Source organism: Cupriavidus sp. KK10, assembly GCF_018223725.1.
Lineage (GTDB): Bacteria > Pseudomonadota > Gammaproteobacteria > Burkholderiales > Burkholderiaceae > Cupriavidus > Cupriavidus necator.
Genome location: NZ_CP073677.1, coordinates 1,599,847 through 1,626,143, shown reverse-complemented (window position 1 = coordinate 1,626,143; position 26,297 = coordinate 1,599,847). Strand labels below are relative to the sequence as shown.

Annotated in this window: 23 protein-coding genes; 2 read left to right on the top strand and 21 right to left on the bottom strand. The window is 65.5% G+C overall.

Annotated elements, in window-relative coordinates:
* Positions 1-60: 60 nt before the first annotated feature.
* The gene (locus KB879_RS07940; RefSeq protein ID WP_013956548.1) at positions 61-582 is read left to right on the top strand and encodes an O-acetyl-ADP-ribose deacetylase; all 522 of its coding nucleotides are present in this window, start codon (positions 61-63) and stop codon (positions 580-582) included.
* Between the two features lie 41 nt (positions 583-623).
* On the opposite strand, the gene KB879_RS39240 is transcribed toward KB879_RS07940, so the two are convergent.
* The 14 genes from KB879_RS39240 to KB879_RS07875 all read right to left on the bottom strand — a co-directional run bounded on the left by KB879_RS39240 (position 624) and on the right by KB879_RS07875 (position 14,351).
* Positions 624-1,166: a hypothetical protein gene (locus KB879_RS39240; RefSeq protein WP_228772500.1), complete on the bottom strand. Its 543-nt coding sequence runs from the start codon at positions 1,164-1,166 to the stop codon at positions 624-626.
* Entirely contained in the window at positions 1,124-1,396 is a 273-nt protein-coding gene (locus tag KB879_RS39235; protein WP_228772497.1) for a hypothetical protein, read from the bottom strand. The genes KB879_RS39240 and KB879_RS39235 overlap by 43 nt, the downstream gene beginning before the upstream one ends.
* On the bottom strand, positions 1,393-1,605 hold the full coding sequence (locus KB879_RS07930; protein WP_228772498.1) for a GntR family transcriptional regulator: 213 nt from the start codon (positions 1,603-1,605) through the stop codon (positions 1,393-1,395). Before KB879_RS07930 ends, KB879_RS39235 begins: the two co-directional genes overlap by 4 nt.
* Before the next feature lie 252 nt (positions 1,606-1,857).
* Positions 1,858-2,808 carry an alpha/beta fold hydrolase gene (locus tag KB879_RS07925; protein WP_153954824.1) on the bottom strand — a complete coding sequence of 317 codons (951 nt, stop codon included), beginning with the start codon at positions 2,806-2,808 and terminating at the stop codon, positions 1,858-1,860.
* A 34-nt stretch (positions 2,809-2,842) separates the two neighbouring features.
* Positions 2,843-3,745, bottom strand: coding sequence for an SDR family oxidoreductase (locus tag KB879_RS07920; RefSeq protein WP_013956544.1), 903 nt, complete (start codon positions 3,743-3,745; stop codon positions 2,843-2,845).
* A gap of 60 nt (positions 3,746-3,805) precedes the next feature.
* A complete protein-coding gene (locus KB879_RS07915; RefSeq protein ID WP_153954825.1) occupies positions 3,806-4,741 on the bottom strand; it encodes a glutathione S-transferase family protein in 936 nt (311 codons plus the stop codon).
* A gap of 40 nt (positions 4,742-4,781) precedes the next feature.
* The gene (locus tag KB879_RS07910; RefSeq protein ID WP_153954826.1) at positions 4,782-5,630 is read right to left on the bottom strand and encodes a class II aldolase/adducin family protein; all 849 of its coding nucleotides are present in this window, start codon (positions 5,628-5,630) and stop codon (positions 4,782-4,784) included.
* Positions 5,631-5,707: 77 nt separating this feature from the next.
* Positions 5,708-6,718: an NADP-dependent oxidoreductase gene (locus KB879_RS07905; RefSeq protein ID WP_013956541.1), complete on the bottom strand. Its 1,011-nt coding sequence runs from the start codon at positions 6,716-6,718 to the stop codon at positions 5,708-5,710.
* 93 nt (positions 6,719-6,811) lie between these two features.
* Positions 6,812-7,249 carry a PaaI family thioesterase gene (locus tag KB879_RS07900; protein ID WP_013956540.1) on the bottom strand — a complete coding sequence of 146 codons (438 nt, stop codon included), beginning with the start codon at positions 7,247-7,249 and terminating at the stop codon, positions 6,812-6,814.
* 127 nt (positions 7,250-7,376) lie between these two features.
* Positions 7,377-8,159, bottom strand: coding sequence for an SDR family oxidoreductase (locus tag KB879_RS07895; RefSeq protein WP_013956539.1), 783 nt, complete (start codon positions 8,157-8,159; stop codon positions 7,377-7,379).
* 46 nt (positions 8,160-8,205) lie between these two features.
* A complete protein-coding gene (locus KB879_RS07890; RefSeq protein ID WP_153954827.1) occupies positions 8,206-10,068 on the bottom strand; it encodes an acyl-CoA dehydrogenase in 1,863 nt (620 codons plus the stop codon).
* A 300-nt stretch (positions 10,069-10,368) separates the two neighbouring features.
* Positions 10,369-11,547, bottom strand: coding sequence for an acetyl-CoA C-acyltransferase (locus KB879_RS07885; protein ID WP_013956537.1), 1,179 nt, complete (start codon positions 11,545-11,547; stop codon positions 10,369-10,371).
* Positions 11,548-11,594: 47 nt separating this feature from the next.
* Positions 11,595-12,239 carry a bifunctional nicotinamidase/pyrazinamidase gene (gene pncA / locus KB879_RS07880; protein WP_211980989.1) on the bottom strand — a complete coding sequence of 215 codons (645 nt, stop codon included), beginning with the start codon at positions 12,237-12,239 and terminating at the stop codon, positions 11,595-11,597.
* A 30-nt stretch (positions 12,240-12,269) separates the two neighbouring features.
* Entirely contained in the window at positions 12,270-14,351 is a 2,082-nt protein-coding gene (locus tag KB879_RS07875; protein WP_153954828.1) for a 3-hydroxyacyl-CoA dehydrogenase NAD-binding domain-containing protein, read from the bottom strand.
* 489 nt (positions 14,352-14,840) lie between these two features.
* On the opposite strand from KB879_RS07875, the gene KB879_RS07870 reads away from it, so the two are divergent.
* Positions 14,841-16,403, top strand: a complete 1,563-nt coding sequence (locus KB879_RS07870) for an amino acid permease (protein ID WP_211980988.1) — start codon at positions 14,841-14,843, stop codon at positions 16,401-16,403.
* Between the two features lie 94 nt (positions 16,404-16,497).
* Here the strand turns inward: KB879_RS07870 and KB879_RS07865 are convergent, their stop codons facing one another.
* From KB879_RS07865 to KB879_RS07835, 7 genes are all read right to left on the bottom strand, one after another.
* Complete coding sequence (locus tag KB879_RS07865) at positions 16,498-18,708, bottom strand: TonB-dependent siderophore receptor (protein WP_153954841.1); 2,211 nt, start codon at positions 18,706-18,708, stop codon at positions 16,498-16,500.
* Positions 18,709-19,229: 521 nt separating this feature from the next.
* Positions 19,230-19,943 (bottom strand): ABC transporter ATP-binding protein, encoded by a 714-nt coding sequence (locus KB879_RS07860; protein WP_153954830.1) that lies wholly within the window; start codon positions 19,941-19,943, stop codon positions 19,230-19,232.
* Positions 19,943-20,716 carry an ABC transporter ATP-binding protein gene (locus tag KB879_RS07855; protein ID WP_211980986.1) on the bottom strand — a complete coding sequence of 258 codons (774 nt, stop codon included), beginning with the start codon at positions 20,714-20,716 and terminating at the stop codon, positions 19,943-19,945. The genes KB879_RS07860 and KB879_RS07855 overlap by 1 nt, the downstream gene beginning before the upstream one ends.
* On the bottom strand, positions 20,713-22,026 hold the full coding sequence (locus KB879_RS07850; RefSeq protein WP_013956530.1) for a branched-chain amino acid ABC transporter permease: 1,314 nt from the start codon (positions 22,024-22,026) through the stop codon (positions 20,713-20,715). The genes KB879_RS07855 and KB879_RS07850 overlap by 4 nt, the downstream gene beginning before the upstream one ends.
* A gap of 4 nt (positions 22,027-22,030) precedes the next feature.
* Positions 22,031-22,978: a branched-chain amino acid ABC transporter permease gene (locus tag KB879_RS07845; RefSeq protein ID WP_010810051.1), complete on the bottom strand. Its 948-nt coding sequence runs from the start codon at positions 22,976-22,978 to the stop codon at positions 22,031-22,033.
* A 190-nt stretch (positions 22,979-23,168) separates the two neighbouring features.
* A complete protein-coding gene (locus KB879_RS07840; protein ID WP_013956529.1) occupies positions 23,169-24,419 on the bottom strand; it encodes a branched-chain amino acid ABC transporter substrate-binding protein in 1,251 nt (416 codons plus the stop codon).
* Positions 24,420-24,559: 140 nt separating this feature from the next.
* Positions 24,560-26,185, bottom strand: a complete 1,626-nt coding sequence (locus tag KB879_RS07835) for a 3-(methylthio)propionyl-CoA ligase (protein WP_013956528.1) — start codon at positions 26,183-26,185, stop codon at positions 24,560-24,562.
* Positions 26,186-26,297 lie beyond the last annotated feature (112 nt).

Genomic DNA, 26,297 nt, shown 5'->3' with positions numbered 1-26,297 from the left:
CCGGTCAGACCGACCAAGCGGCTGTCCGGCGGCCCTCCCCTCCACAGCGCAGGAGACAACATGAGCGGCGAGCATTTGCAGGTAGTCCATGGCGATATCACCCGGATGGAGGTCGATGCCATCGTCAACGCGGCCAATAGCGGCCTGTTGGGCGGCGGTGGCGTAGACGGGGCCATCCACGGGGCCGGCGGCTCCGCCATCAAGGAGGCCTGCCGCGCGATCCGCGACGCGCAGGGCGGCTGCCCCACCGGCGAGGCGGTGATCACCACCGGCGGCCACCTGCCGGCGCCATACGTGATCCACGCGGTCGGGCCGGTCTGGCAAGGCGGCGACCAGGGCGAGGACGAACTGCTCGCCAACGCCTACCGCAACAGCATCCGGCTGGCGGCGCAGCACCACCTGCGCAGGCTGGCCTTTCCCAATATCAGCACCGGCATCTACGCCTTCCCGCGCGAGCGCGCGGCGGACATTGCCATCGCCGCGGTGCGCGAGGCGCTGGCCGGGGCGCCGGAGATCGAGCAGGTCACCTTCGTCTGCTTCGACGACGAGAACTACCGCCTGTACCGCGAGCGGTTGTCCTGAGACGGATCGCGGGGCGTGCCCCGCGATCCGCACCGCCTGCGTCAGAACTTGTGGCGCAGGCCCACGGGCAACACCGCCTGGCTGTCATCGGCCGACGGACACACGCCGTTGATCGCGGCCACCGCGCGCTGGCCGGTGCAATCGATCCCCGATGCCTTCTGGTAGATCGCCATTCGGTGCGCCTGGAGCGTCGTTGATGCCGCAGCCCCTGGCATAGTCCGCGGCCACACGCTCATCAGCAATGCCGGCGTCACCTGGTACTTGAAGCTGGCTTCCACGTTGTTGAAGATCGCGGTGCCGTGATGCGTGGCCGGCGCTCCGGCGCAGTCGTCGGCGAGCGCCTGCACCGTTGCCATCGGCAGCACCACCGGCAACAGGCCGTTGCGCACGCAGTTGTTGTGGAAGATGGCACCGAAGCCAGGCGCGACGATGGCGCGGATGCCGAACTCCTTCAGCGTCCACACCGCATGCTCGCGCGAGGAGCCGGAGCCGAAATCGCTTCCGGCCAGCAGGATCGACGCCCCGGTGTACGCCGGCTGGTTCAGCACGAACAAGGGAGCGAGGCTGCGGTCCGTTCCCGCCAGGTAGCGCCAGCCGAGAACAGGCCCTCGGCCAGCCCGTGCTTGGAGACACGCTTCATTTCCCGCGACGGGATAATGGCGTCGGTGTCGAGGCATATCGCGCTGGCATAGGCGCCGACCACGGCGCTGGCGCCAGCCTCGTTCATCTTCTCGACTTCGGCTGCGCCGATCTCCGGCTGCGACTCGGCATCGCCCAGCACCGCTTCCAGCCTGGCGCCGCCCAGCGACTTCATGCCGCCGGCGGCGTGACGAAGGTCCTCTGCCCCGGCCGCCGGTAAATCAGCCCTTCCTTGTGCAGCTCGGCCAGCGCCCGCCGCACGGTCACGCGCGCCACCCGGTCCTGCTCCATCAGCCCGAATTCGGGCGGCAGGCCGCTCACGTCATAGACCCCGTTGAGGATTTTCTGGCGCAATACGAGGTAAATGCGGTGATAACGCAGCATCGGTGAGCTCTGGTTTCCCATGAATGGCAGTCGTTATCTTTCAAGTCTGGCGCGGCCGCTGCCTTCCCTTCGGCCAATTAATACCATTGGCATCAATTAGATATCACTAAGGGACCAGTACGAACCAATTTCGGCAAACTCGCTGGAGCATGACTGGTTCGCCGGGTGGAAGAGGAGATGGGGGGCGGCGCCGCGATGGCAATGGAAGAGGAAGAAGGCAAGACCAGCCCCCGGGGGCTGGTCTTGCCCGGATCAGGACACAGGCAGCGCGCTGCGGATCAGCAGGTTGACCCGCTCCGGCTGCTCGTGGATCACCCAGTGGGTGCCCTCGGGGATGCGTTCCACGCGCAGGTCCGGCACGAAGTCACCCAGCCCGTCCACCAGTGATTTCGGCAGCGCGCGGTCGCGCTCGCCCCAGATCACCAGCGTGGGCACCCTGACCACAAAGGCGGCCGAATCCAGGCGCGAGATGTCGGGCGGCGGCTCGCCCTCGCCCGGCGGGTGCATGGGCGAGGCGCGGTAGAAATTGACGCCGCCGGTGAGCGGATGGACGCCGGCGTCCAGGCCTTCGCCCGGCTGGGACCATGCCGCGTGGTACCTGGCGCGCGTCTCGGGCGTGTACCAGGCCGCCGGCTTGCCGTCGGCATCGGCCAGCATCCGGTCCAGCAGCGCGAAGTCGTTGGCGGCCAGTGCCTTTTCCGCGCCCGGCTTGCGCAGCCAGTTCATGTACGCGGAAGCGGCCTGCTGCTCGGGATCGGTGGCCAGCGCGCGCGCAAACAGGTACGGATGCGGCGAGTTGACGATGATGAGCTGGCGCACCAGCCGCGGGAACTGGATCGCCAGGTTCCAGCAGATCGCCCCGCCCCAGTCGTGCGCCACCACCACGGCCTGGTCATAGCCCAGCGCGCTGACCAGCTGCACCAGGTCTTCGACGATATGGCGCGGCCGGTAGGCCTCGACCTCGGCGGGCTTGCTCGACAGGTTGTAGCCGCGCAGGTCCGGCGCCACGGCAAAATGCGTGCGCCCGAACTCGGCCAGCTGGGCCTCCCATTCGAACCAGAATTCAGGAAAGCCGTGCACGAACAGCATCAGCGGCTTGCCGCGCTCGCCCGCGCTGGCGTAGTGCAGGCGGGTGCCGTTGGGCAGCGTGGCGTACTGCAGGTGGCGGATCACGGCGGCGGGGGCAGCCATGTTGTTCTCCATATGCGGTCCTCCTCGTTGTGGCGTTGTGCTGGCGTCAGCCGCGCAACGCGGCAACGAGGCCCGCGCGGACCTCGGGCTTGTCGGCAAACGGATCGCCGGGATTGCGCTGCCCGACGATATCCTCGAAGCGTTGGCGCACGGGGGCGAGCGCCTGGGGGTGGGAATAAATATAGAAGCTTTCGTCGCGGATGGCATCGAAGGTCAGCTGCGCGACCTCGGCGGCGGTCACCTTGCCGGAGCCGACGGCCTTGTCCGACAAGGCCTGCGACACCAGCTGCGAGCGCGTCGGCGGCGCCTGGTTGGCCAGGTCGGCGGGCCGGTTGCGCTGGGACTGGTTGATGCCGGTCGGCACGAAGTACGGGCACAGCACCGAGCAGCGCACCTGCTCCGTCACCAGGCCCAGGTCCTGGTATAGGGTTTCAGTCAAAGCCACCACCGCGTGCTTGGACACGTTGTACACGCCCATTGCCGGCGGGTTCAGCAAGCCCGCCATCGACGCCGTGTTGACGATATGGCCCTGGTAGGCCGGATCCTTCCCTGCCGCGGCCAGCATCAGCGGCGTGAAGATACGCACGCCGTGCACCACACCGTACAGGTTGACGCCCAGCACCCACTCCCAGTCCTTCTCGGAGTTCTCCCAGATCAGGCCGCCCGCGCCCACGCCGGCGTTATTGAACAGCAGGTTGACCTGGCCAAAGGCCTCGATGGCAGCATCGGCCAGCGCCTGCACCTGGTCGGCACGCGAGACGTCCGTGCGCAGCCCGATCACCGGCACATTGCGTGCCTTGAATTCCGCTACGGTCGCGTCCAGCGCGTCTTCCTGCACATCCGCCAGCACCAGCTTCATGCCGATGTCGGCGGCAATGTGGGCAAACTCCTTGCCGAAACCCGAGGCACCGCCGGTAATGACAGCCACCTTGTTGGAGAAATCCTTCATATCGTCTGTCCTGTTGCGTGATTCGTTTGGGGAACGACGGGCCGTGTGCCGTGCGCGCGCTCAGGCGGCGCGCTGCACCTGGTAGCCCTGCCGCGGGAAATGCACATTGAGCGCACCGGCGCGCGGGTCCTGGCGGCGCAGCGTGACGCGGCGCGCGGTTAGCGACAGCAGCACGCCGGCCACAGGGTCGCGCGCATAGTCGGTGGGCGTGACGGTGACGGGGTCGCCGGCCTGCAGGCCGGCATCGGCGATGACACCCTCATCCAGCACGACCGGATCGGCACTGCGCGCGGCGCCGAGCGCGTCCTCGCTGTCGATCACGCGCGGCCGCCCATGGCCGAAGGTGTTCATGCGCGCATACCAGGCCTGCAGGCGCGGGTAAGCCTCCAGCAGCTGCGCCAGCGCGCCGGCGCGGCGGATAAACCATAGGTTGTGGTACAGCGAGAAGTCGGCAACCGACAGCGCCGGCCCGGCCACATGCTCGATCCCGGCCGCGAACTGCGTTTCCAGTTGACCGAACGTTTCATGCAGCAGCGCGGTGGCTTCGGCCAACGGCATGCGCAGCGCATTGGTGTCGCCGCGCATGGCCTTGCGGTCGGCGCTAAAGGCCTGGACCTGCGCCGGCGACAGGTGGCCCAGCATGCTGGCAACGCCGGCTGGCTGGAACACATAGGTCACCGACGCCGTGAACAGCGCCGCATCGAACCAGGCTGCCGCGACCCGCGCCACCGCGGCCTGGGCCGGCGGATACAGCGCCGGCGTGGGCGCCAGCGCGTCCAGCACCTCGCAGATCAGCGCGGTATCGCAGTAGATATCGGCACCGACCTGCATCACCGGCGTGCGGCGGTAGCCGCCGGTCAGCGCCAGCAGGTCAGGCTTGGGCAGGATGGCGGGGATTTCCACCGCCTGCCACGCCAGTCCCTTGGCGCCCAGCAGCAGGCGGACCTTCTCGGAGAATGGCGAAGTTGCGTACTGGTGAAGAATGATGTCAGCCATGCGGTCCACCTCCATGTTTGCCAGCGGGTGCCGTGCGAATTCAGTCCAGCAGGTCCGGCTGTTCCTTGACGATGCGGGCATAGAGCGGCTGGAACTGGAACCAGCCCGCCTGCGCCGTGCCGACGATCGAATAGGCCTGGCGCGCGGCCGCATCGGAGATCAGCTTCAGCGGCGCCTGGGTGCGCGCCGCGGCGGCTTCGGCCAGCAACTGGACGTGGCAGGAGCGCTCCATGGTGATGAACCACCAGGCGGCTTCGTCCACGGTCTTGCCGACCGTCAGCAGGCCATGGTTCTGCAGGATCGCGGCCTTGTTCTGGCCCAGCGCATTGGCGATGCGCTGGCCCTCGTCGAGTTCCACCACCACGCCGCCGAAATCGTCATAGACCGCATGGTCCTGGTAGAACGCGCACACGTCCTGCGTCAGCGGATCGAGCGGGCGGCCCAGCGTGGACCACGCGCGACCATAGGTGCTGTGCGAATGCGCGGCCGCGACCGCGTCGGAGCGGGTCTGGTGCACGCGCGAATGGATGGCAAAGGCCGCGGCATTGACCGGGTAGTCACCCTCGACCACGTCGCCGTGGTGGTCACAGCGGATCAGGTTGGAGACCTTGACCTGGCTGAAATGCACGCCGAAGGGATTGACCCAGAAGGTATCGGGAAACTCCGGGTCGCGCGCGGTGATATGGCCGGCCACGCCTTCATCGAAACCGAACCTGGAAAACAGCCGGAAGGCCGCGGCCAGGCGCTGCTTGCGGTGCAGGCGCTCTTCGGCGGCGGTGGCGAACTGCGGCGGGCGCGGCAGGTTGCGGTAGCGGGCCTTGACCTCTTCGGGCAGGCCGGCGCCGATCTCGTCGTCGCTCTGGATTTGCGGGGCTTGCGGGGCATTCATCGGTGTCTCCGTTTTTTTGGTGAAATCCGTTGCCCGCGGCGCGCCCGGCAGGCGCGCCGCGGCCCTGCATGCGCCGATCAGACCAGCTTGACCAGCTGCTTGCCGAAATTCTTGCCCTTGAGCAGGCCGATAAAGGCTTCCGGCGCGCTGGCCAGGCCTTCAGCGATGCTTTCGCGGAACTTGAGCTTGCCCTGTGCGACAGCGGTGCCCAGTTCCTTCAGCGCCTGCGGCCAGACTTCCATGTGCTCGGAGACGATAAAGCCTTCGATGGTCAGGCGCGACACCAGGATCAGCTGCGGGTTCTTCAGCGGCAGCGGCTGGCCGTCATAGCCCGCGATCATGCCGCACATGGCGATGCGGCCGAAGGCGTTCATGCGCGTCAGCACGGCGTCCAGGATATCGCCGCCGACATTCTCGAAATAGCCGTCGATGCCGTCCGGGGTGGCTTCCTTGAGCATCGTGTAGAGCTCCTTGGGATCCTTGGCCGCCTTGTAGTCGATGCAGGCATCGAAGCCCAGCTCATTGACCACGTAGTCGCACTTGTCCTTGCCGCCGGCAAAGCCGACCGCGCGGCAGCCGGCCAGCTTGGCCAGCTGCCCGACCACGCTGCCCACCGCGCCGGAAGCCGCGCTGACCGCGATGGTCTTGCCCGGCTTGGGCAGGATGATCTTGTTCAGGCCGTACCAGGCGGTCACGCCCGGCATGCCGACCGAGCCTAGGTAGGCCGACAGCGGGATATGCGTGGTGTCGACTGGCTGCAGGCCGGTGCCGTCGCTGACGCCCATCTCCTGCCATCCGAACATGCCGACCACCTTGTCGCCCGGCTTGAACTTGCTGTTCTTGCTTTCCACCACTTCGCCCACGGTGCCGCCGATCATGACCTCATCGAGCGGCTGCGGCGCGGCATAGGACTTGCTGTCGTTCATGCGGCCGCGCATGTACGGGTCCAGCGACAGGTAATGGTTGCGCACCAGCACCTGGCCGTCGGCGATCTGCGGCACGGGCACTTCTTCCAGGCGGAAATTGGCCGGCGTCACCGCGCCTTCGGGACGCGAGGCCAGGACTATGCGCTTGAACGTTTTGGACATGATCGATTCCTTTCAGTAGGAATATGGAACGGCTTGAATACTGCGTCGGGAGGGACAGCCGCGCTGCCCCGTCTGCTGCATCGGTGCCGGCGCTCAGCCGTCGGCACCGGTATCGGTTTCACCCGGGCGCTGCGGCGGCATGCGCCGGATGTACTTGAAGGTGCCCGAGCCGCGCGCCACGGTCTTGCCGTCGGCATCGACGATCTCGCCTTCGCAGAACACCATGGTGGTGGTGCGGTGCACGGTGGTGCCGCGCGCGGTCAGCGCGCCGCGCCCCGGCGTCATGAAGCTGGTCTTCATCTCGATGGTGACCACGCCCCGGCCATCCGCGTCGCTGCTGCGGCCGGCCACCGCCATGGCCACGTCGAGCAGCGTCATGATCACGCCGCCGTGGGCCATGTCCCAGCTGTTCTGGTGGCGCTTCTCGATCGGCAGCGCGATCTCGCTGCGGCCGCCTTCGGCAAGGTTGCAGGTCACGCCGAGGTCGGCGAGGAAGGGAATGTGGGTCAGGGGGCCTTTGAACTGGTTCATGGCAATTGCGAGTCCGAGAATTAGGTGCCGGCGAGGCCGAGGCCTCGCGCCGGCCCCAAGTTTGAGGGCAATCCGGGATTCCGCCAAGCCGCGCCGTGCGTCATGTCCGGAATGCCCCTGGCCCGGCTCAGACCGCGCTGACGCCGCCGTCCACCGCCAAGATCTGGCCGGTGATGTGCTTGCCGGCGTCGCTGGCAAACAGCAGAGCCGCGCCCTTCAGGTCCTCGTCGTCGCCCAGGCGGTGCAGCGGCACGCCGGCGCACATCGCCTCTACGCCCATGCGCTCGAGCGAGCCCTTGGTCATCTTTGACGGGAAGAAGCCCGGCGCCAGCGCGTTGACGGTGATGTTGTGCTCGCCCCACTCGGCCGCCAGCGTGCGCGTGAAATTGACCACCGCACCCTTGGAGGTGTTGTAGGCAATGGTCTCCATGCTGCCCGGCGGGTTGCCGGCCAGGCCCGCGATCGACGCCACGTTGATGATGCGGCCATAGCGGCGCGGGATCATCGACAGCTTGCCGATGCGCTGGCTCAGCAGGAACAGGCCGCGGATGTTCAGGTTCATTACCTTGTCCCAGGCCTCGACCGGGTGGTCTTCGGCGGGTGCGCCCCAGGTGGCGCCGGCGTTGTTGACCAGGATGTCGACGTGGCCCAGTTTAGCGATGGCTTCGTCCGCCAGGCGCGCGATCTCCGACTCCTGCGAGCCGTCGGCGGCGATCCAGTCGGCCTCGATGCCGAGCGATTTCAGGTGCGCCTGCGCCGCCTGCAGCTCATCGGCCTTGCGTGCCGACAGCACCACGCGCGCGCCCTGCTCGCCGAGCGCCTCGGCAATCTGCAGGCCAAGCCCGCGCGAGCCGCCGGTGATCAGCGCGGTCTTGCCCTTCAGGTCAAATAGTTGCTGGATGGTACGCATATTGTCTTCCTTCGTTCTGTAGTGTTCGGGGATGGGCGAGCGCCGCTCAGAACCACGCGTCCTGCATGTCGAGCGTGGTGCGGTCGAGCGATTCAAGCAGCGCCAGTTGCGGGCCGACCTTGGGCAGCTCCCAGCGGAAGAAGTAAGCCGCCGCGGCCAGCTTCCCGCGGTAGAAGTCCTCGTCTTCCTTGCCGTTCGCGCGCGGCAGCGCGGCTTGCGCCAGCAGTGCCTGCTCCAGCCAGATCCACGCCACCACCACGTGCCCGAAGGCCTCCAGGTAGACCGAGGCATTGGCCAGCGTCACGTTGGGGTCGCCCGCGCTCCACAGCGCCTGCGTGACCTCGGCCAGGCGTCTGGTGGCGGCGCCGAGGGCGCCTGCCTGCTGCGACAGCTCGGCATCGCCGGCGGCCAGCGCGCCGCCGATGGTGTCCTGCACGCGCTCTCCCAGCAGCTTGAAGGCCGCGCCATCCTTCATCACCACCTTGCGGCCCAGCAGGTCCAGGCCCTGGATGCCGTGCGTGCCTTCGTGGATCGGGTTCAGGCGGTTGTCGCGGTAAAACTGCTCGACGTTGTACTCGCGTGTGTAGCCATAGCCGCCATGCACCTGGATCGCCAGGTTGTTGGCCTCCAGGCACCATTGCGACGGCCAGCTCTTGGCGATCGGGGTCAGGATGTCGAGCAGCAGCGCCAGGCGCGCATGCGCGGCCTCGTCGCCGGCGGCCGCCGCGGCCTCTTCCTCGTCGACCAGGCGCGCGCAATAGAGGTTCAGCGCCAGGCCGCCTTCGACATAGCTCTTCTGCGCCAGCAGCATGCGGCGGATATCGGCGTGCTCGACCAGCTTCACCTGCGGGCTGGCCGCATCCTTGCCGCCGGGGCCGACCGCGCGGCCTTGCGGGCGGTTGCGCGCGTAGTCCAGCGCGTGCAGGTAGCCGGTATAGCCCAGCATCACCGCGCCCAGGCCCACGCCGATGCGTGCCTCGTTCATCATGTGGAACATGCAGGCCAGGCCCTTGTGCGGCTCGCCCACCAGGTAGCCGATCGCGCCGGCCTTGCCGCCCGGCTGGTACTTCATGCCTTCGCCGAAGTTGAGCAGGCAGTTGGTGGTGCCGCGGTAGCCCATCTTGTGGTTCAGGCCGGCCAGCACCACGTCGTTGTGCTCGCCCAGCGAGCCGTCTTCGTTGACCAGGTACTTGGGCACGATGAAGAGCGAGATGCCCTTCACGCCCGGGATCAGCTTGCCGTCCGGGCCGGGGATCTTGGCCAGCACCAGGTGGACGATATTGTCCGACAGCTCGTGCTCGCCGGCCGAGATCCACATCTTGTTGCCGCGCAGCCGGTACTGCGCGCCCAGCGGCGATTCGCCCTCGTACTCGGCGCGCGTGGTGATGTCCGACAGCGAAGAGCCCGCCTGCGGCTCGGACAGGCACATGGTGCCGAAGAAGCGCCCTTCCATCTCCGGCTTGACGAAGGTCTCGACCTGCGCGGGCGTGCCGTGCGTCAGCAGCAGGTTGGCGTTGCCGATGGTCAGGAAGGGGTACGAGCTGGTGCCGACGTTGGCACCCTTGAAGTAGGCGAAGCCGGCCTTCTCGACCACCACTGGCAGCTGCATGCCGCCCAGTTCATAGTCCTGGCCGGCGGCCATCAGCCCGGCCTCGCAGAAGGCTTTCAGCGCGGTGCTGACCTCGGGGATGATGCTGACGGTCTCGCCGTCGAAATGCGGCTCTTGCTGGTCGTTCTTCTTGTTGTGCGGCGCGAACAGGTCGGTGGCGATCTTTTCGCAGGTGTCCAGCGCGGCGTCGAAGGTCTCGCGCGAGTGATCGGCATAGCGCGGGATGCGCGTGAGCTCGTCGACCTTGAGCCATTCGTACAGCACGAAGTTCAGGTCGCGGCGGGAAAGGATCATCGACATGGTGTCTCCATGCGGCGCACTGCGTGGCGCGCCGTGAATTCTTGTTGCCTTCTAACCAACCGCCGGTTTGCTCCCCTCTCCCGCCTGCGGGAGAGGGGCTGGGGGAGAGGGCCGGCGTATGGCAAGCGCCGGAACGCTTCACTCCGTGGAGACTCCCGCCCTCTCCCCCGCCCCTCTCCCATAAATGGGAGAGGGGAGCAAACCGGCGTCGGGTGTAAAGCTGTGGTCAAAAAAAGGCGCATACGCGCCCTGCCTGGTCCCATGCAAAGCATGGGACCAGCGCCATGACCGTGCCCTGCTTCAGAGCACTTCGAACAATCCAGCCGCGCCCTGCCCACCGCCGATGCACATGGTCACCACCACGTACTTCACACCGCGGCGCTTGCCTTCGATCAGCGCATGGCCGACCAGGCGCGCGCCCGACACACCGTAGGGGTGGCCCACGGCGATGGCGCCGCCGTTGACGTTCAGGCGGTCCATCGGGATGCCCAGCGTATCGGCGCAATACAGCACCTGCACGGCGAAGGCTTCGTTCAGCTCCCACAAGCCGATGTCGTCGACCTTCAGGCCAGCCTTCTTCAGCAGCTTGGGCACGGCAAAGACCGGGCCGATGCCCATCTCGTCCGGCTCGCAGCCAGCCACGGCAAAGCCGCGGAACACGCCCAGCGGCTGCAGGCCGCGGGCCTCGGCCACGCGTGCGTTCATTACCACGGCAGCCGAAGCGCCGTCCGAGAACTGCGAGGCATTGCCGGCGGTGATCACGCCGCCCGGCACGGCGCTGCGGATCTTGGCCACGCCTTCCAGCGTGGTATCGGCGCGGATGCCTTCGTCGGCGGAGATGGTGACTTCCTTCGTCACCAGCTGGCCGGTCGATTTGTCGGCCACGCCCGCCAGCACCGTCATCGGCACGATCTCGTCCTTGAACTTGTCGGCTTCCTGCCCGGCGGCGGCGCGTTGCTGGCTGCGCACGCCGTACTCATCCTGGCGCTCCTTCGAGATGTTGTAGCGCTTGGCCACGTTCTCGGCGGTCTGCAGCATGTTCCAGTAGATTTCCGGCTTGTTCTTCAGCAGCCAGCTTTCCTGGACCATATGGCGGTTCATCTCCTGCTGCACGCACGAGATGCTCTCCACGCCGCCGGCGACGAAGATGTCGCCCTCATCGGCGATCACGCGCTGGGCGGCCATGGCAATGGTCTGCAGGCCAGACGAGCAGAAGCGGTTGACGGTGGCGCCGGGCACGGTGACCGGGCAGCCGGCGCGCAGTGCGATCTGGCGCGCGATGTTGGCGCCGGTGGCACCTTCCGGATTGGCGCAGCCCATCAGCACGTCTTCCACTTCGGCGGCCTCGATCTTGGCGCGGGCAATGGCGTGCTGGACGGCATGGCCGCCCAGCGTGGCGCCGTGGGTCATGTTGAAGGCGCCCTTCCAGCTCTTGGCCAGGGGGGTCCGCGCGGTGGATACGATGACTGCTTCGTTCATGTCTTGCTCCTCGGAATCTCTTGTGTCGTTCAGTTCGGTGGTTCGGTTCAGCCCTGGCCCTTGAGCAGTTCAGCGGACGTGACGCGCGCAACGCCGGCGGCGCCGAGGTCCTGCCATGCCCTGGCCAGCGACCCTTCCAGGTCGATGGCGCGGCAGGCATCCTCGATCACCGCGCCGGCAAAGCCCGCGGCGCGCGCATCGAGCGCGCTCCAGGCCACGCAGTAGTCCGTCGCCAGCCCGGCGCAGAACACGCGCTTGACGCCATGCTCGCGCAAGTAGCCGGCTAGCCCGGTGCGCGTGGCGCGGTCCGCCTCCAGGAAGGCGGAGTAGCTGTCCACATCGGCGTGATGGCCCTTGCGGATCACCAGCCGCGCATGCGGCACGTGCAGGCCCGCATGCAGCGCAGCGCCGGGCGTGTCCTGCACGCAATGCACCGGCCACAGCACCTGCTCGCCATACGGCAGCGTCAGCGTCTGGAACGGCTGCGTGCCCGCATGGTTGGCCGCGAACGAGACGTGGCTGACGGGATGCCAGTCCTGTGTCAGCACCACATGACCGAACGCACGCGCCAGCCGGTTGATGACGGGCACCACCTCATCGCCGTGGGGCACGGCAAGCGCGCCGCCCGGCATGAAGTCGTTCTGCACGTCGATCACCAGCAGGCAATCGTCCGGTCCGATAGTGGTGTTCATCTCAGCTCCAGGCTGAACCGTGTGGCTGTATTAACCGTTAAAGCCCTTGCCTTCGTCCGCCAGCTTCTGCAGCAGCGGCGCGACCTGCCAGGCTTCACCGTGGTAGCCCTTGGCATAGCGCTTCATCGACAGCGCCACGTTGTACAGGCCGACCTGGTCCGCGTACAGCATCGGGCCGCCGCGGAAGAGCGGGAAGCCGTAGCCGGTCAGGTACACCATGTCGATATCCGAGGCCTTGGAAGCAATGCCTTCTTCCAGGATCTTGGCGCCTTCGTTGACCAGCGCGAACACCAGGCGCTCGACGATCTCTTCGTCAGAAATCTTGCGGCGCGTGATACCCAGGTCCTTCGAATGCTGCACGATCATGTCGTTGACCTGCTGGTTCGGGTACGGCTTGCGGTCGCCCGCCTTGTAGTCGTACCAGCCCGCGCCGGTCTTCTGGCCGAAGCGGCCCATCTCGCACAGCAGGTCGGCGGTCTTCGAGTACTGGATGTCCGGCTTGTCCACCGCGCGGCGCTTGCGGATGGCCCAGCCGATGTCGTTGCCGGCCAGGTCGCCCATGCGGAACGGGCCCATGGCAAAGCCGAACTTCTCGATGGCCTTGTCCACCTGTTCCGGCAGCGCGCCTTCGTCCAGCAGGTAGCCTGCCTGGCGGCTGTACTGCTCGATCATGCGGTTGCCGATAAAGCCGTCGCACACGCCCGACACCACCGCGGTCTTCTTGATCTTCTTGCCGATCTGCATGACCGTGGCCAGCACGTCTTTGCCGGTCTTCTCGCCGCGCACCACTTCCAGCAGCTTCATCACGTTGGCCGGGCTGAAGAAGTGCATGCCGACCACGTCCTGCGGACGCTTGGTGAACGAGGCGATCTTGTTGACGTCCAGCGTGGAGGTGTTCGAGGCCAGGATCGCGCCTTGCTTGGCGACTTCATCCAGCTTCTTGAACACGGTCTCCTTGACGCCCATTTCCTCGAACACGGCCTCGATGATCAGGTCGGCGTCCTTGAGGTCGTCATAGGACAGCGTGGTGCTCAGCAGGCCCATGCGCTGCTCGACCTTCTCCTGCGTCAGCTTGCCCTTCTTGGCGCTGTTCTCGTAGTTCTTGCGGATCGTGGCCACGCCGCGGTCCAGCGCTTCCTGCTTGGTTTCCAGGATGGTGACCGGGATGCCCGCGTTCAGGAAGTTCATGCTGATGCCGCCACCCATGGTGCCGGCGCCGATCACGGCGACCTTCTCGATCTTGCGGGTCGGCGTGCCTTCGGGCACGTCGGGGATCTTGCTGGCGGCACGCTCGCCGAAGAAGGCGTGGCGCAGCGCGCGCGATTCCGGCGTGGTCACCAGGAACAAGAAGCCCTCGCGCTCTTCCTTGAGGCCTTGCTCGAACGGCTTGAGCGAGCCGGCCACCGCTTCCAGGCACTTCAGCGGCGCCGGGAAGTTCTTTGCCATCGCGGCCACCGTGTTGCGGGCAAAGCCCAGGTAGCCTTCGGGGTTCTCGTGGCGCACCTTCAGGTCGCGCACCTTGGGGTGCGGGCCGGCGGCGGCACCGACGTTCTGCGCGAACTTGACCGCCGCGGGCAGCACGTCACCGTCGACGATCTCGTCGAACAGCTTGGTGCCGGCGAACTTCTCGGACAGCACGGGGGTGCCCGACACAATCATGTTTGCCGCGGCCTCCAGGCCGATCACGCGCGGCAGGCGCTGCGTGCCGCCGGCGCCGGGCAGCAGGCCCAGCTTCACTTCCGGCAGCGCGATCTGCGCGCCCTTGGACGCCACGCGGTAGTTACAGCCCAGCGCCAGTTCCAGGCCGCCACCCATGGCGACCGAGTGCACGGCGGCCACCACCGGCTTGGAGGAGCCTTCCAGCACGCGGATCACCGAGTGCAGCGTCGGCTCCTGCATGGCCTTGGGCGTATTGAATTCACGGATGTCGGCGCCGCCCGAGAAAGCCTTGCCAGCGCCGGTGATGACGATGGCCTTGACGGCGGCATCGTCCAGCGCACGGGTCATGCCTTCGACGATGCCAAGCCGGGTGCTGTGACCCAGGCCGTTGACAGGGGGATTGTCGAGCGTGATGACGGCTACGCCGTCCTGAACCTGATACTGCGCTGTCATGCTGGTTCCTTTGGTGTCAAAAGTTGTCTCGGGATTCGAATTCTCGAATTCATTTTTTACTGCAAGGCGCGGCCAGCGGCGGCCGGCGACTGCTGCGGGAGGTGACTGTCATGGGCGGGTAAACCCTCCGCCCGACCTGCCGCTTTCCCGCGTCCCGCAACGCCTTCCGGCGCTTGGGCGAAACAAGCATACACAAAATAGCACGGTCGTTCAATTTCAATTTTCGGACTATTCCGGCGACATGCGCGGCGCGAATGCCGCCCCTGATCGCGATGCATGGAGGGGGCACCTAACCCAGCGCCAAATCGCCATGACGTGCCTGATAGAGCACTTTCAGAGTGCGACTGAGTGCCGCCTCTAAATCAGTATCGGACTTTATTTGACCGACACGGACAAATCGCGCGGGCCGACACGGTAGACTCGCGGCTTTTCGTTTTTTGCCGTCCGGGTTCCACAAGATGCGGATCGGCGGAAGGTCCAGCGACCCTGATGTCTTCCCCCTCACATTCCCACGCTCACGAGCACCAGCACCCGGTAGTCGAGCACGACCACCTCAAGCGCAAGCTCAAGGCCCGCCACCTGACCATGATTGCCATCGGCGGCGCGGTCGGCACCGGGCTGTTCGTGGCCTCGGGCGCCTCGATCGCGCAGGCCGGCCCCGGCGGCGCGCTGCTGATGTACATGCTGCTCGGCCTGATGGTCTATTGCCTGATGACCAGCCTGGGCGAGCTGGCGGTGCATATGCCAGTGGCCGGCTCCTTTGTCACCTACAGCGCGCTCTATGTCGACGAAGGCTTCGGCTTCGCGCTGGGCTGGAACTACTGGTTCAGCCTGGCGGTGACCATCGCCGTGGAACTGACCGCGGCGCAGCTGGTGATGCAGTACTGGTTCCCCGAAATGCCCGGCGTGGTCTGGAGCGCCGCGTTCCTGCTGCTGATGTTCGGGCTCAATGCGTTCTCGGTGCGCGGCTTCGGCGAGGCCGAGTACTGGTTCGCGCTGATCAAGGTGGTGACCGTGATCGTGTTCCTGGGCGTGGGCCTGTTAATGATCTTCGGCATCATGAAAGGTGGCCCGCAGTCGGGCTGGCGCAACTTCACCATGGGCGACGCGCCCTTTGTCGGCGGCATCCCGGCCATGATCGGCGTGGCGATGATCGCGGGCTTCTCCTTCCAGGGCACGGAAACGGTGGGCGTGGCCGCCGGCGAAGCGGAGAACCCGGCCAGGACCATCCCGCGCGCGATCCGGCAGACCTTCTGGCGCATCCTGCTGTTCTATGTGATCGCGATCCTGATCATCGGGGTGCTGATTCCCTATACCGATCCCAGCCTGCTGCGCAACGACGTCACCGACGTGGGCGTGAGCCCGTTCGCACTGGTGTTCCGCCACGCCGGCCTGGCCTTTGCCGCGGGGCTGATGAACGCGGTGGTGCTGACCGCGCTGCTCTCGGCCGGCACCTCCAGCATGTACGTGTCGACCCGGATCCTCTACGGCCTGGCCGTCAGCGGCCGCGCGCCGCGCGCGTTCGGCAAGCTGACCGTGAGCGGCGTGCCATTCAATGCGCTGCTGGCCACCACCGCCGTGGGCGCGCTGTGTTTCTTCAGTTCGCTGTTCGGGAACAAGGCGGCCTACCTGTGGCTGCTCAACACTTCGGCCATGACCGGCTTCTTTGCCTGGCTGGGCATTGCCATCAGCCATTACCGCTTCCGTCGCGGGCTGGTGCACCAGGGCTATGACGTAGGCATGCTGGCGTACCGCTCGCCGCTCTATCCCTTCGGCCCCATCTTTACCGTGATGCTGTGCGTGGTGATCGTGGCCGGGCAGAACTACCAGGCGTTTGCGGATATTCCGAACCGGTGGCCGGAGATCGTGGCGACCTATATCGGCGTGCCGGCGTTCCTGGCGCTGTGGTGGGGGTACCGGGCCGTAAAGAAGTCACGGCTGATTGATTACGACGATATGCCGTTTGACTTGCCGAAACCGCCGGTTCACTCCCCTCTCCCGCTTGCGGGAGAGGGGCAGGGGGTGAGGGCAGGCACTGGCATGACTTCGTAGGGGCGCCCCGCCCTCACCCCCCTCTCCCGCAAGCGGGAGAGGGGGCACACAGATTGCGCAGGCCGAGGTTGCCGAACTCCGGCCGCAGTACCCCTCAGAACCTGAAGTTCGCCGTCAGCATGCCAAAGCGCCCCGCCCCCAGCGCGCCGTAGTGGTTGTGCGCCTTGGTGTAGTACGTCTTGTCGAACAGGTTCTGGATATTGAGCTGCAGCGACAGGTTCTTGTTCACCTTGTAGGCGCCCATCAGGTCAAAGCGCCAGTACGACGGCACATACAGCGAGTTGGCCGGGTTGGCATAGACCTTGTCGACATAGTACGCACCCGCGCCCAAAGTCAGCGCCGGCAGCACCTGGTAGGTGGTCCACAGGCTGAAGCTGTTCTTCGGCGTATTGGGGAACTGGTTGCCGTTGTTGGCCGCGTTGACTGCCTGCGGACCGTTGTCGATCAGCTCGCTGTTCAGGTAGGTATAGCCGCCGAACACGCCCCACTTGTCGGTCAGGCTGCCGGCGAAGCCCAGTTCGAAGCCCTTCACGCGCTGCTTACCGGCATTGATCGTGGTGTTGGCATCAACCGCGACCCGCGCGTTGTTCTTCTCGATCTGGAAGATCGCACCGGTCAGTGACAGACGGCGAGCCAGCAGGTCCCACTTGGTGCCAATTTCCACCGAACGTGAGGTTTCCGGCTCCAGGTTGCGCTGCGCCAGGGTAATGTTGTCCGCCCCGTCGCCATTGGTTGAGCCCGGCGGCGTCGACGAAGTACCGTACGACACATAGATGCTGCCGTACTCGACCGGCTTGTAGACCACGCCCGCCTGGTAGTTGAAGAAGTGCGACTTGTTGCGGACATCCAGCTGCGCCACGGCTGCGCCAGTGTTCGGGTTGCTGTACGCGTTGGCGAACGAGTGCGTGTCGTAGTTGTCGTAGCGGACGCCGCCGTTGACCAGCCACTGCTTGGTGATCTCCACCGTGTCGAACAGGTAGACCGACTGCGTGTTGGTGGTCGTGGTGGTGGTGACGGGCATCTTGGTGATGCTGCCGCGCCACGGGTCGTTCGGGTTCGGGTTGGCCAGCGGCGCGCAGTCGAAGCTGGCCACCAGCGACGCATTGCAGATCCCCGCGGCCGCCGCGGGGTTGGCCGAGACCACGTTATATGGGGTGTTACTGGTATCGTCGCGGCTGAACTCAAAGCCGAACAGCACGGTGTGCTTGAGGCTGCCGGTGTCGAACTTGGCGCTCAGGTCGGTCTGGTTGGTCAGCGTCTCGGTCGCCGAATCACGGCTCTTGGTATTGCGCCAGACAAAGCCGCGCGGCACGTTGCCCTTGCTGTCGTCAGGGTTGGTGACGATGTAGTTGTTGCTGGCGCGGCCCCAGCGGCTGGTGTTGCTGAACACCAGGCCGTTGCGGAAGTCATGCTTGACCGTGGCCGTGGCGATATCGGACTGCGTCTTCTGGAAATCGCGGTCGGTCAGGCCGTAGAAATTGTTGCGGTCGACACTGGCCGGCTGCGACGGACTGGCCTTGGTCGACTGGCTGGCAGGACGGGAATACGGGATGCTGTAGTCCGGCATGCCGTTGCCCTGCAGGTGGTAGTACGACAGCGTGACCTGCGTGGGCGAATTCAGGCCAAAGGTCACGGACGGCGCGAAGCCCCAGGAGTTCTGGTCGACCTCGTTGCGGCCGGGCACGTTGGCGGTATACCCCAGCGCATTCAGGCGCACGGCAGTATTGTCGTTGAGCACGTAGTTGCCGTCAGCCGTGGCGCGGAAATAAGAGTCCGTGCCCACGCCCACCGAGCCCTGCGCGAAGTTCTCACTGGTCGGCAGCTTCGACACGATGTTGATCATGCCGCCGGCCGAGCCCTTGCCGCCAAAGGCCGAGCTCGGGCCCTTGATGACTTCGATGCTTTCGATATTGAAGGTGTCGCGTGTCTGCGAAGCGGTGTCGCGCACGCCGTCGACATAGATGCTCGACATCGAGTCGAAGCCGCGGATAAACGGACGGTCGCCGATCGGGTTGCCGCCTTCGCCGGCGCCGAAGGTGATGCCCGGCGTGGTGCGCAGCGCGTCCTGCAGCGAGTTGGAACCAGTCTGCTGTACCACCTGTGCCGGCACCACGGTGACGGACTTGGGGGTATCCAGCAGCGGCGCGGTGAACTTGGCCGACTGGGCCTCATCCACCTTGTAGCCGTCCTCCTTCGCCCCAGTCACCGTCACGCTCTGCAGCGTCACGGGCTTGGTGCCGGCACCGGCCACGGCGGCAGGCTGGCTCTCCTGCGCCGCAGCGCCCTGCATGGCAAACACTGCCATGGCGCCGGCGAGCGCCCCGGCCAGCGGATTCAGCCGGAACGTGTCCTGTTGTTGTTTCACGATCTACCTTCCCTTTGTAGTTTTCTTGACTCGATCTATTCATGGTCATGAAGACAAGTTCAGGCAGCGCGAAAGCTTTGATTCATGTCATCCATAACGGCGGGCGATTATAGATTGATACAAATCAAAACACAAACACGAATCATTCGCATTCAACTATAAAAAGTGTCGAATACAATGCATGAAACGGCAGAAATGGCTGCATATATCAATTTTGCGTGACAATATAGCCACTTTTTGATGGTGCACGGCAGCTAGTTGACTAGTCTACTTCGCGCTACCGGCGGGCATGGCGCGTGCGGGAGCGTCCGCCCGGCGTTGCTTTCCCGTCACCGCCAGGGCGCTGACAAGCTATTGATTCTTCTGATATTTCAGCCCGGCTGAAGCTGTGCCGCAGGGCGCGGCTGGGCCTTGGCGCCGGGTCGATGCAGACCCGGCGCAAATCCATGGTAAGCGCCGGATCAGACCTCCAGCCACTCCTTTCTCACCTGCGAGTTGGCCTTCAGCTCCGCGGGCGTGCCTTCGAACACGATGTGCCCGTGTCCCATCACGTAGACGCGCTGGGAAATGTCCAGCGCGATCGCCAGCTTCTGCTCGATCAGCAGCACGGAAATACCCCGCTCCTTCAGCGTCTTCAGGTAGTCCCCGACCAAGGCCACGATCATCGGCGCCAGCCCTTCGGTCGGTTCGTCGATCAACACCAGGTCGGGGTCGCCCATCAGCGTGCGGCACAGCGTCAGCATCTGCTGCTCGCCGCCGGAGAGCACGCCGGCCGAGGTGTTCTCGCGCTCCTTCAGCCGCGGGAACATGTTGAACATGTCCTCGACGGTCCAGCGCGGCTTGGCCTGCCGTGGGTTGCGCTTCTCCCCCAGCAGCAAATTCTGCCGCACCGTCAGGGTCGGAAAGATGTCGCGGTTCTCCGGCACATAGCCAATCCCGAGGTGCGCGATTTCGAAGGTACGCCGCCCCAGGATCTCTTCGTCGCGAAACCGCACCGAGCCCTCGGCCTTGACCATGCCGAGGACGGCCTTGGCCATGGTCGAGCGCCCCACCCCGTTGCGGCCCAGCAGCGCGACGATCTCGCCTTCGTCGATATGCGCGTCCACGCCGTGGAGAATATGGCTCTTGCCGTAGTAGGCGTGCAGGCCCTGGACGTTCAGCATGCGCTTGCCCATCAGTGCGCTCCTTCGGTGGCTTCCTCGTCGAGGGTGGTGCCCAGGTAGGCTTCCTTGACCTTGCGGTTATTGCGGATGGCTTGCGGGGTATCCGTGGCGATCACTTCGCCGTAGACCAGCACGGAGATGCGGTCGGCCAGGCCGAACACCACGCTCATGTCGTGCTCCACCATCACCAGCGTCTTGCCGACGGTAACCTTGCGGATCAGTTCGACCGCGTGATCGGACTCGGAGCGGCTCATGCCCGCGGTGGGCTCGTCCAGCAGGATCACCTCGGCACCGCCGGCGATGGTGATGCCGATCTCCAGCGCACGCTGCTCGGCATAGGTCAGCAGGCCCGCCTGGCTGTCGCGGCGGTGCTGCATGCCAATCAGTTCCAGCACCTCCTCCGCGCGCTCGCGCGTGTCGCGCAGGCCCTTGAGCCGGTGCCAGAACGAATACTTGTAGCCGAGCGACCACAGCACCGCGCAGCGCAGGTTCTCGAACACCGACAGCCGATGGAAGATGTTGGTGATCTGGAAGCTGCGCGACAGCCCCATGCGGTTGATCACGAAGGGCTGCAGCCCGCCGATCTCCGCGCCGTTCAGGCGCACCGTGCCGCTGGTCGGCGCAAAGCGCCCCGAGATCAGGTTGAAGGTGGTCGACTTGCCCGCCCCGTTCGGCCCGATCAGCGCATGGCGCTCACCCTTCGGGATGCTCAGGTTCACGCCGCGGATGATCTCCGTCTGGCCGAACTTCTTGCGTACATCGGTCAGTTCCAGTGCCACTGTCATGCCCTGCCTCCTGCGATTTCCATCTGTACCTTGTCCCACGCACCGCGCACCCGCGCCGCCGCCAGGCGCCACGCGAACAGGCCAGCCGCCCACAGCACCGCCGCCACCAGCCATGGCGTCCAGGTTGCGGCATCGAAGCCGACGCCAAACAGCGACATCGCGGTGCCGTTGGCGCTATCGACCTGAACCTTGTAGACCAGCTCGACCGTCAGGATCATGGCCAGCAGCAGCACCACGCCGGCGCCGCCGGCACGCGCGTAGGACGGCAGCATGGGGCCCAGCTTGCCCTTGCCCAGCAGCGGCATCTGCATCAGCAGCAGGCTGGCCAGCCCGCCCGGCACGAACATCACCATCAACACGAAGAACAGGCCCAGGTACAGCAGCCAGGCCTTGGTCAGGTCCGACAGCGCCACCGCGAACAGCACGAACACCACCGCGCCGATGATGGGCCCGAAGAACACGCCCGCGCCGCCGATGAACACCGCCAGCAGCACGCCGCCGGAGCGCACCGCGCTGACATTCTCGGCCGAGACGATCTCGAAGTTGATGGCGCCCAGGGCCCCCGCGATACCCGCGAAGAATGCCGACAGGATCAGCACCAGGTAGCGCACGCGCTGGGTGTTGTAGCCGATGAACTCGACCCGCTCGGGGTTGTCGCGCACGGCGTTGGCGATGCGGCCCAGCGGCGTCTGCGTCCAGGCGTACATCGCCACCATCGACAGCAGGCACCACGCCGCGATCAGGTAGTACACCTGGCGCCCCGGCCCGAAGGTGATGCCCAGGAACGGGTCACCGACCACGCGGTTGGTGGAGATGCCGCCCTCGCCGCCGAAGAACTCCGGGAACATCAGCGAGCTGGCGAACACCATCTCGCCAATGCCCATGGTGATCATGGCAAAGGTGGTGCCGGATTTCTTGGTGGTGACGTAGCCGAAGATCACGCCGAAGAAGGCGCCCGCCAGGCCGCCCACCAGCGGCAGCATCGACACCGGCAGCCAGACCTTGCCCGCCCCGACCATATTCAGCACATGCACGGCGATAAACGCGCCCAGGCCGGAGTAGACCGCGTGGCCGAACGACAGCATGCCGGTCTGCCCGAGCAGCATGTTGTACGACAGCGCGAAAATGATCATGATGCCCATCTGCGACATCAGCGTGATGGCGAAGCCCCCGGTGAAGATCAGCGGCAGCACCAGCATGGCCAGCACGGTCAGGCTCCAGATGATCCAGCGCGCCAGATTCAGCGGGCTGTAGCGCAGGGTGCGGCCGGTCACCACCGGCTCGCGGGGTTGTTGCATCGCTTGCTCCATGGTGTCAGCTCTCCCGGGTTCCCATCAGTCCACGCGGGCGGAAGATCAGCATCACCACCAGCAACAGGTACGGCAGCACCGGCGCCACCTGGGCCACCGTGAGCTTCCACAAGGAATAGAACGGCGTGGCCTCGCTGACGGCCAGCCCCAGGCTGGTCATCAGGCCCGCCAGCGAGGCGTCGATGGTGACCGCGAAGGTCTGCAGCACGCCGATCAGGATCGACGCAATGAAGGCGCCCACCAGCGATCCCATGCCGCCCACCACCGCCACCACGAACACGATCGACCCGACTGCCGCGGCCATCGACGGCTCGGTGACAAAGGCATTGCCCCCGATCACCCCCGCCAGCCCGGCCAGCGCGGCGCCGCCGCCAAACACCATCATGAACACGCGCGGCACGTTGTGGCCCAGCGCCTCGACCATCTCCGGGTGCGTCAGCGCGGCCTGGATCACCAGCCCGATGCGGGTACGCGTCAGCACCAGGTAGATCGCCACCAGCATGCCCAGCGACACCAGCATCATGAAGGCGCGGTACTTGGGGAAGGACGAGGTGAACACCGTGAACAGCGGCCCGTCCAGCTCCGCGGGAATCCGGTATGGCACCGCCGCCAGGCCCCACACCAGCTTGACGCCCTCTTCCATCAGGTAGGCCAGGCCGAAGGTGAACAGCAGCTCGGCCACGTGGCCGTACTTGTGCACCGTGCGCAGGCCGAAGCGCTCCACCAGCGCGCCCGCGCCCGCCACCAGCAGCGGCGCGAAGATCAGCGCCGGCCAGAACCCGACCTTGCTGGCGATGGTGTAGGCAAAGTAGGCGCCCAGCATGTAGAAGCTGGCGTGGGCGAAATTAAGCACGCCCATCATGCTGAAGATCAGCGTAAGGCCCGATGACAGCATGAACAGCAGCAGCCCGTAGCTGATGCCATTCAGCAGTGAGATGACGAAGAATTCCACAGCGTGTCCTTCAAGCTGGCGCCGCCATGCGTGGGCATGCCGGCATCCGTCCGGTTGGATTGAGGGTGAGCGTCCCCCTCCGGGGGCGGATGCCCGCCCCGGACGCTCCCCGGTATCGACCGAAAAAGACCGAAAGTATGCAGGATCGGGCGGCCACTTTGTCAGCGTGGCCGGCCCGTCACGAACAGGATCAGCCCGGCCGCTTCATCTGGCAGGAAGTCGGCTGGGCCGACACGTACTGGTCCATCAGCGCGTTGGTCTTCCAGCCGTAGCCGGTGTTTTCCTGGTCGTACTTAATTTCCTTGCCATCCACCTTGGTCCAGGTGGCGACCACCAGCGACTGCTGCGCCTGGTGATCCGAGTTGCGCATCTCGACCGTGCCGTTCATGCTGTCGACCTTGATCCCCTCGAGCGCCTTGGCAACCTTGATCGGATCGGTCGAGCCGGTGTCCTTGAAGGCCTTGGCCAGCATGGCAATGCCGGTGTAGGAGGCCATCACGTAGAAGTCATCGTTGTACTTCTTCTTGAAGCCCTCGATGACATCCGCTCCCTTGAACCCCTTGTTGTTGGGGTTGTAGTAGCCGACATACTTGACGTGCTCGGCGCCGGTGGCGCCCATCGCCGTGGGCACGCCGGTGGTGCCGGCGTAGTAGGTGTAGTAATTGGTGGTCAGGCCGGCATCCTTGCCCGCCTTGATCAGCAGCGCCAGGTCGCTGCCCCAGTTGCCGGTGATCACGGTATCGGCGCCAGAGGCCTTGATCTTGGCCGCGTACGGGGCAAAGTCCTTGACCTGCGCCAGCGGGTGCAGGTCTTCACCGACGATCTGGATGTCCGGGCGCTTGCGCTTCAGGTAGTCCTTGGCCGCGCGCGCCACCTGGTGGCCGAACGAGTAGTTCTGGTTGATCAGGTAGACCTTCTTGACGTTCGGGTCCTTGGCCAGGAAGGTGGTCAGCGCCTCCATCTTCATGTCCGAGTTGGCGTCGAGCCGGAAATGCCAGTAGTTGCATTTGGCATTGGTCATGTCCGGGTCCACCGCGGCGTAGTTCAGGTAGACGATCTCCTTGCCGGGGTTGCGCTCGTTGTGCTTGGCCACCGCGTCCTGCAGCGCCAGCCCGACCGACGAGCCGTTGCCCTGCACGATATAGCGGATGTTCTGGTCGACCGCCTGCTTGAGGATGGTCAGGCTTTCCTGCGGCGACAGCTTGTTGTCGAAACCCACCACCTCAAACTTGTGCGCGCCGGCCCAGTTCTTCTGGTTGGCGATGTCGGCGACATACTGCCAGCTCTTGAGCTGGTTCTGCCCAACGGGAGCCATCAGCCCCGATAGCGGGTCAATGAAGGCGATCTTCACCGTATCCGCGAGTGCGGTACCTGAAACCAGCGCAGAACCCAGTGCGGCAAACACGGCCACACCGGCCACCAGCGGACGCATTTTGGTCATACCTGTCTCCTTCACTCTTGTCGTTGGCTTGTCGTCGTATTTGGCTGGCTGCGCGGCGTCCTCCATGCCACGCCCTGCAGCCGGCCCCGGACACGCCATGCCGCAAGCAGGCATGGCGCACCGGAAAGCGCGTGCCGGCGTCAGGCGGTCGGCAGCTTGTAGTCCTTGAACTGCTCGCGCAGCTTGAGCTTCTGCATCTTGCCGGTGGCGGTCAGCGGGATCTCGGTGACAAAGGCCACGTCGTCCGGGATCCACCACTTGGCGACCTTGCCCTCGAAGAACTGCAGCAATTCTTCGCGGGTGACTTCGGCGCCGGGCTTCTTCACCACAACCAGCAGCGGGCGTTCATCCCACTTGGGGTGGTAGGCTGAGATGCAGGCCGCCATATGCACCGCGGGGTGCGCAGCGGCGACGTTCTCGATATCAATCGACGAGATCCATTCGCCGCCGGACTTGATCACGTCCTTGCTGCGGTCGGTGATCTGCATGAAGCCATCGGCGTCGATGGTGGCGACGTCGCCAGTCGGGAACCAGCCGTCGGCCAGCGGATTGGCATCGTTGCGGAAGTAGCGGTCGATGATCCACGGCCCGCGCACCATCAGGTCGCCGAAGGCCTTGCCGTCCCACGGCAGCTCGTTGCCGTCGCCATCGACAATCTTCATGTCGACGCCGAAGATCACGCGGCCCTGCTTTTCCTGGATCTTGTGGCGGTCGGCGTCGGACAGGTCCTGGTGCTTGGCCAGCAGCTTGCACGACGTGCCCAGCGGCGACATCTCGGTCATGCCCCAAGCGTGGATCACTTCCACATCCAGCGCCTCGAGCGCGCGGATCATCGCCGGCGGCGCGGCCGAGCCGCCGATCACGGTGCGGCGGAAGGTGGAGAACTTGAGCTTGTTCGACTGCACGTGCTGGAGCAGGCCGAGCCACACCGTCGGCACGCCGGCGGAGAAGGTCACCTTCTCCTGCTCGAACAGTTCATAGATCGAGGCCCCGTCCAGCTTGGCACCCGGCAGCACCAGCTTGGCGCCGACCAGCGGCACCGAGTACGGCAGGCCCCAGGCATTGACGTGGAACATCGGCACCACGGGCAGGATCACGTCGCTGGCGGAGCAGCCCAGCGCGTCGGGCAGTGCCGACGCATACGAGTGCAGCACCGTCGAGCGGTGCGAATACAGCGCGCCCTTGGGATTGCCGGTGGTGCCCGACGTATAGCACAGGCTCGACGCCTGGTTCTCGTCGAACTGCGGCCATTCGTAGTTGCCGTCCTGCGCGTCGATCAGCTCCTCGTAGCACAGCAGCGGCACCTTGGATTCGGCCGGCATATGCGCGCGGTCGGTCATCGCCACCCACCCCTTGACGTTGGGGCAATGCGGCGCAACGCCTTCCACCAGTGGCAGGAAGGTCAGGTCGAAGAAGACATAGCCGTCTTCCGCGTGGTTGACGATATAGGCAATCTGCTCGGGGAACAGGCGCGGGTTGATGGTATGGCAGACGGCGCCCATGCCGGACACGCCGTAGTAGATCTCCAGGTGGCGGTAGCCGTTCCAGGCCAGCGTGCCGACGCGCTCGCCCTGCTTCACGCCCAGTGCGCCCAGCGCCTGCGCCAGCTTGCGGGCGCGCAGTTCGCAATCGCGGTACGTATAGCGATGCAGGTCGCCCTCCGTGCGCCGCGAGACGATCTCGGTGCTGCCGTAGTAACGCGCGGCGTGTTTGATGATGGAGGAAATGAGCAGCGGCGCGCTCATCATTTGACCCATCAATGCCATGAACCTGCCTCCTGAATGTCTTGTGTAATTCGCCTGAAAACGAACAACCGTACTATTTTTTGGCGGTCGTTTCCATGCACCAAATCGGCATCCGGCCGATCTCGTTGTGCAC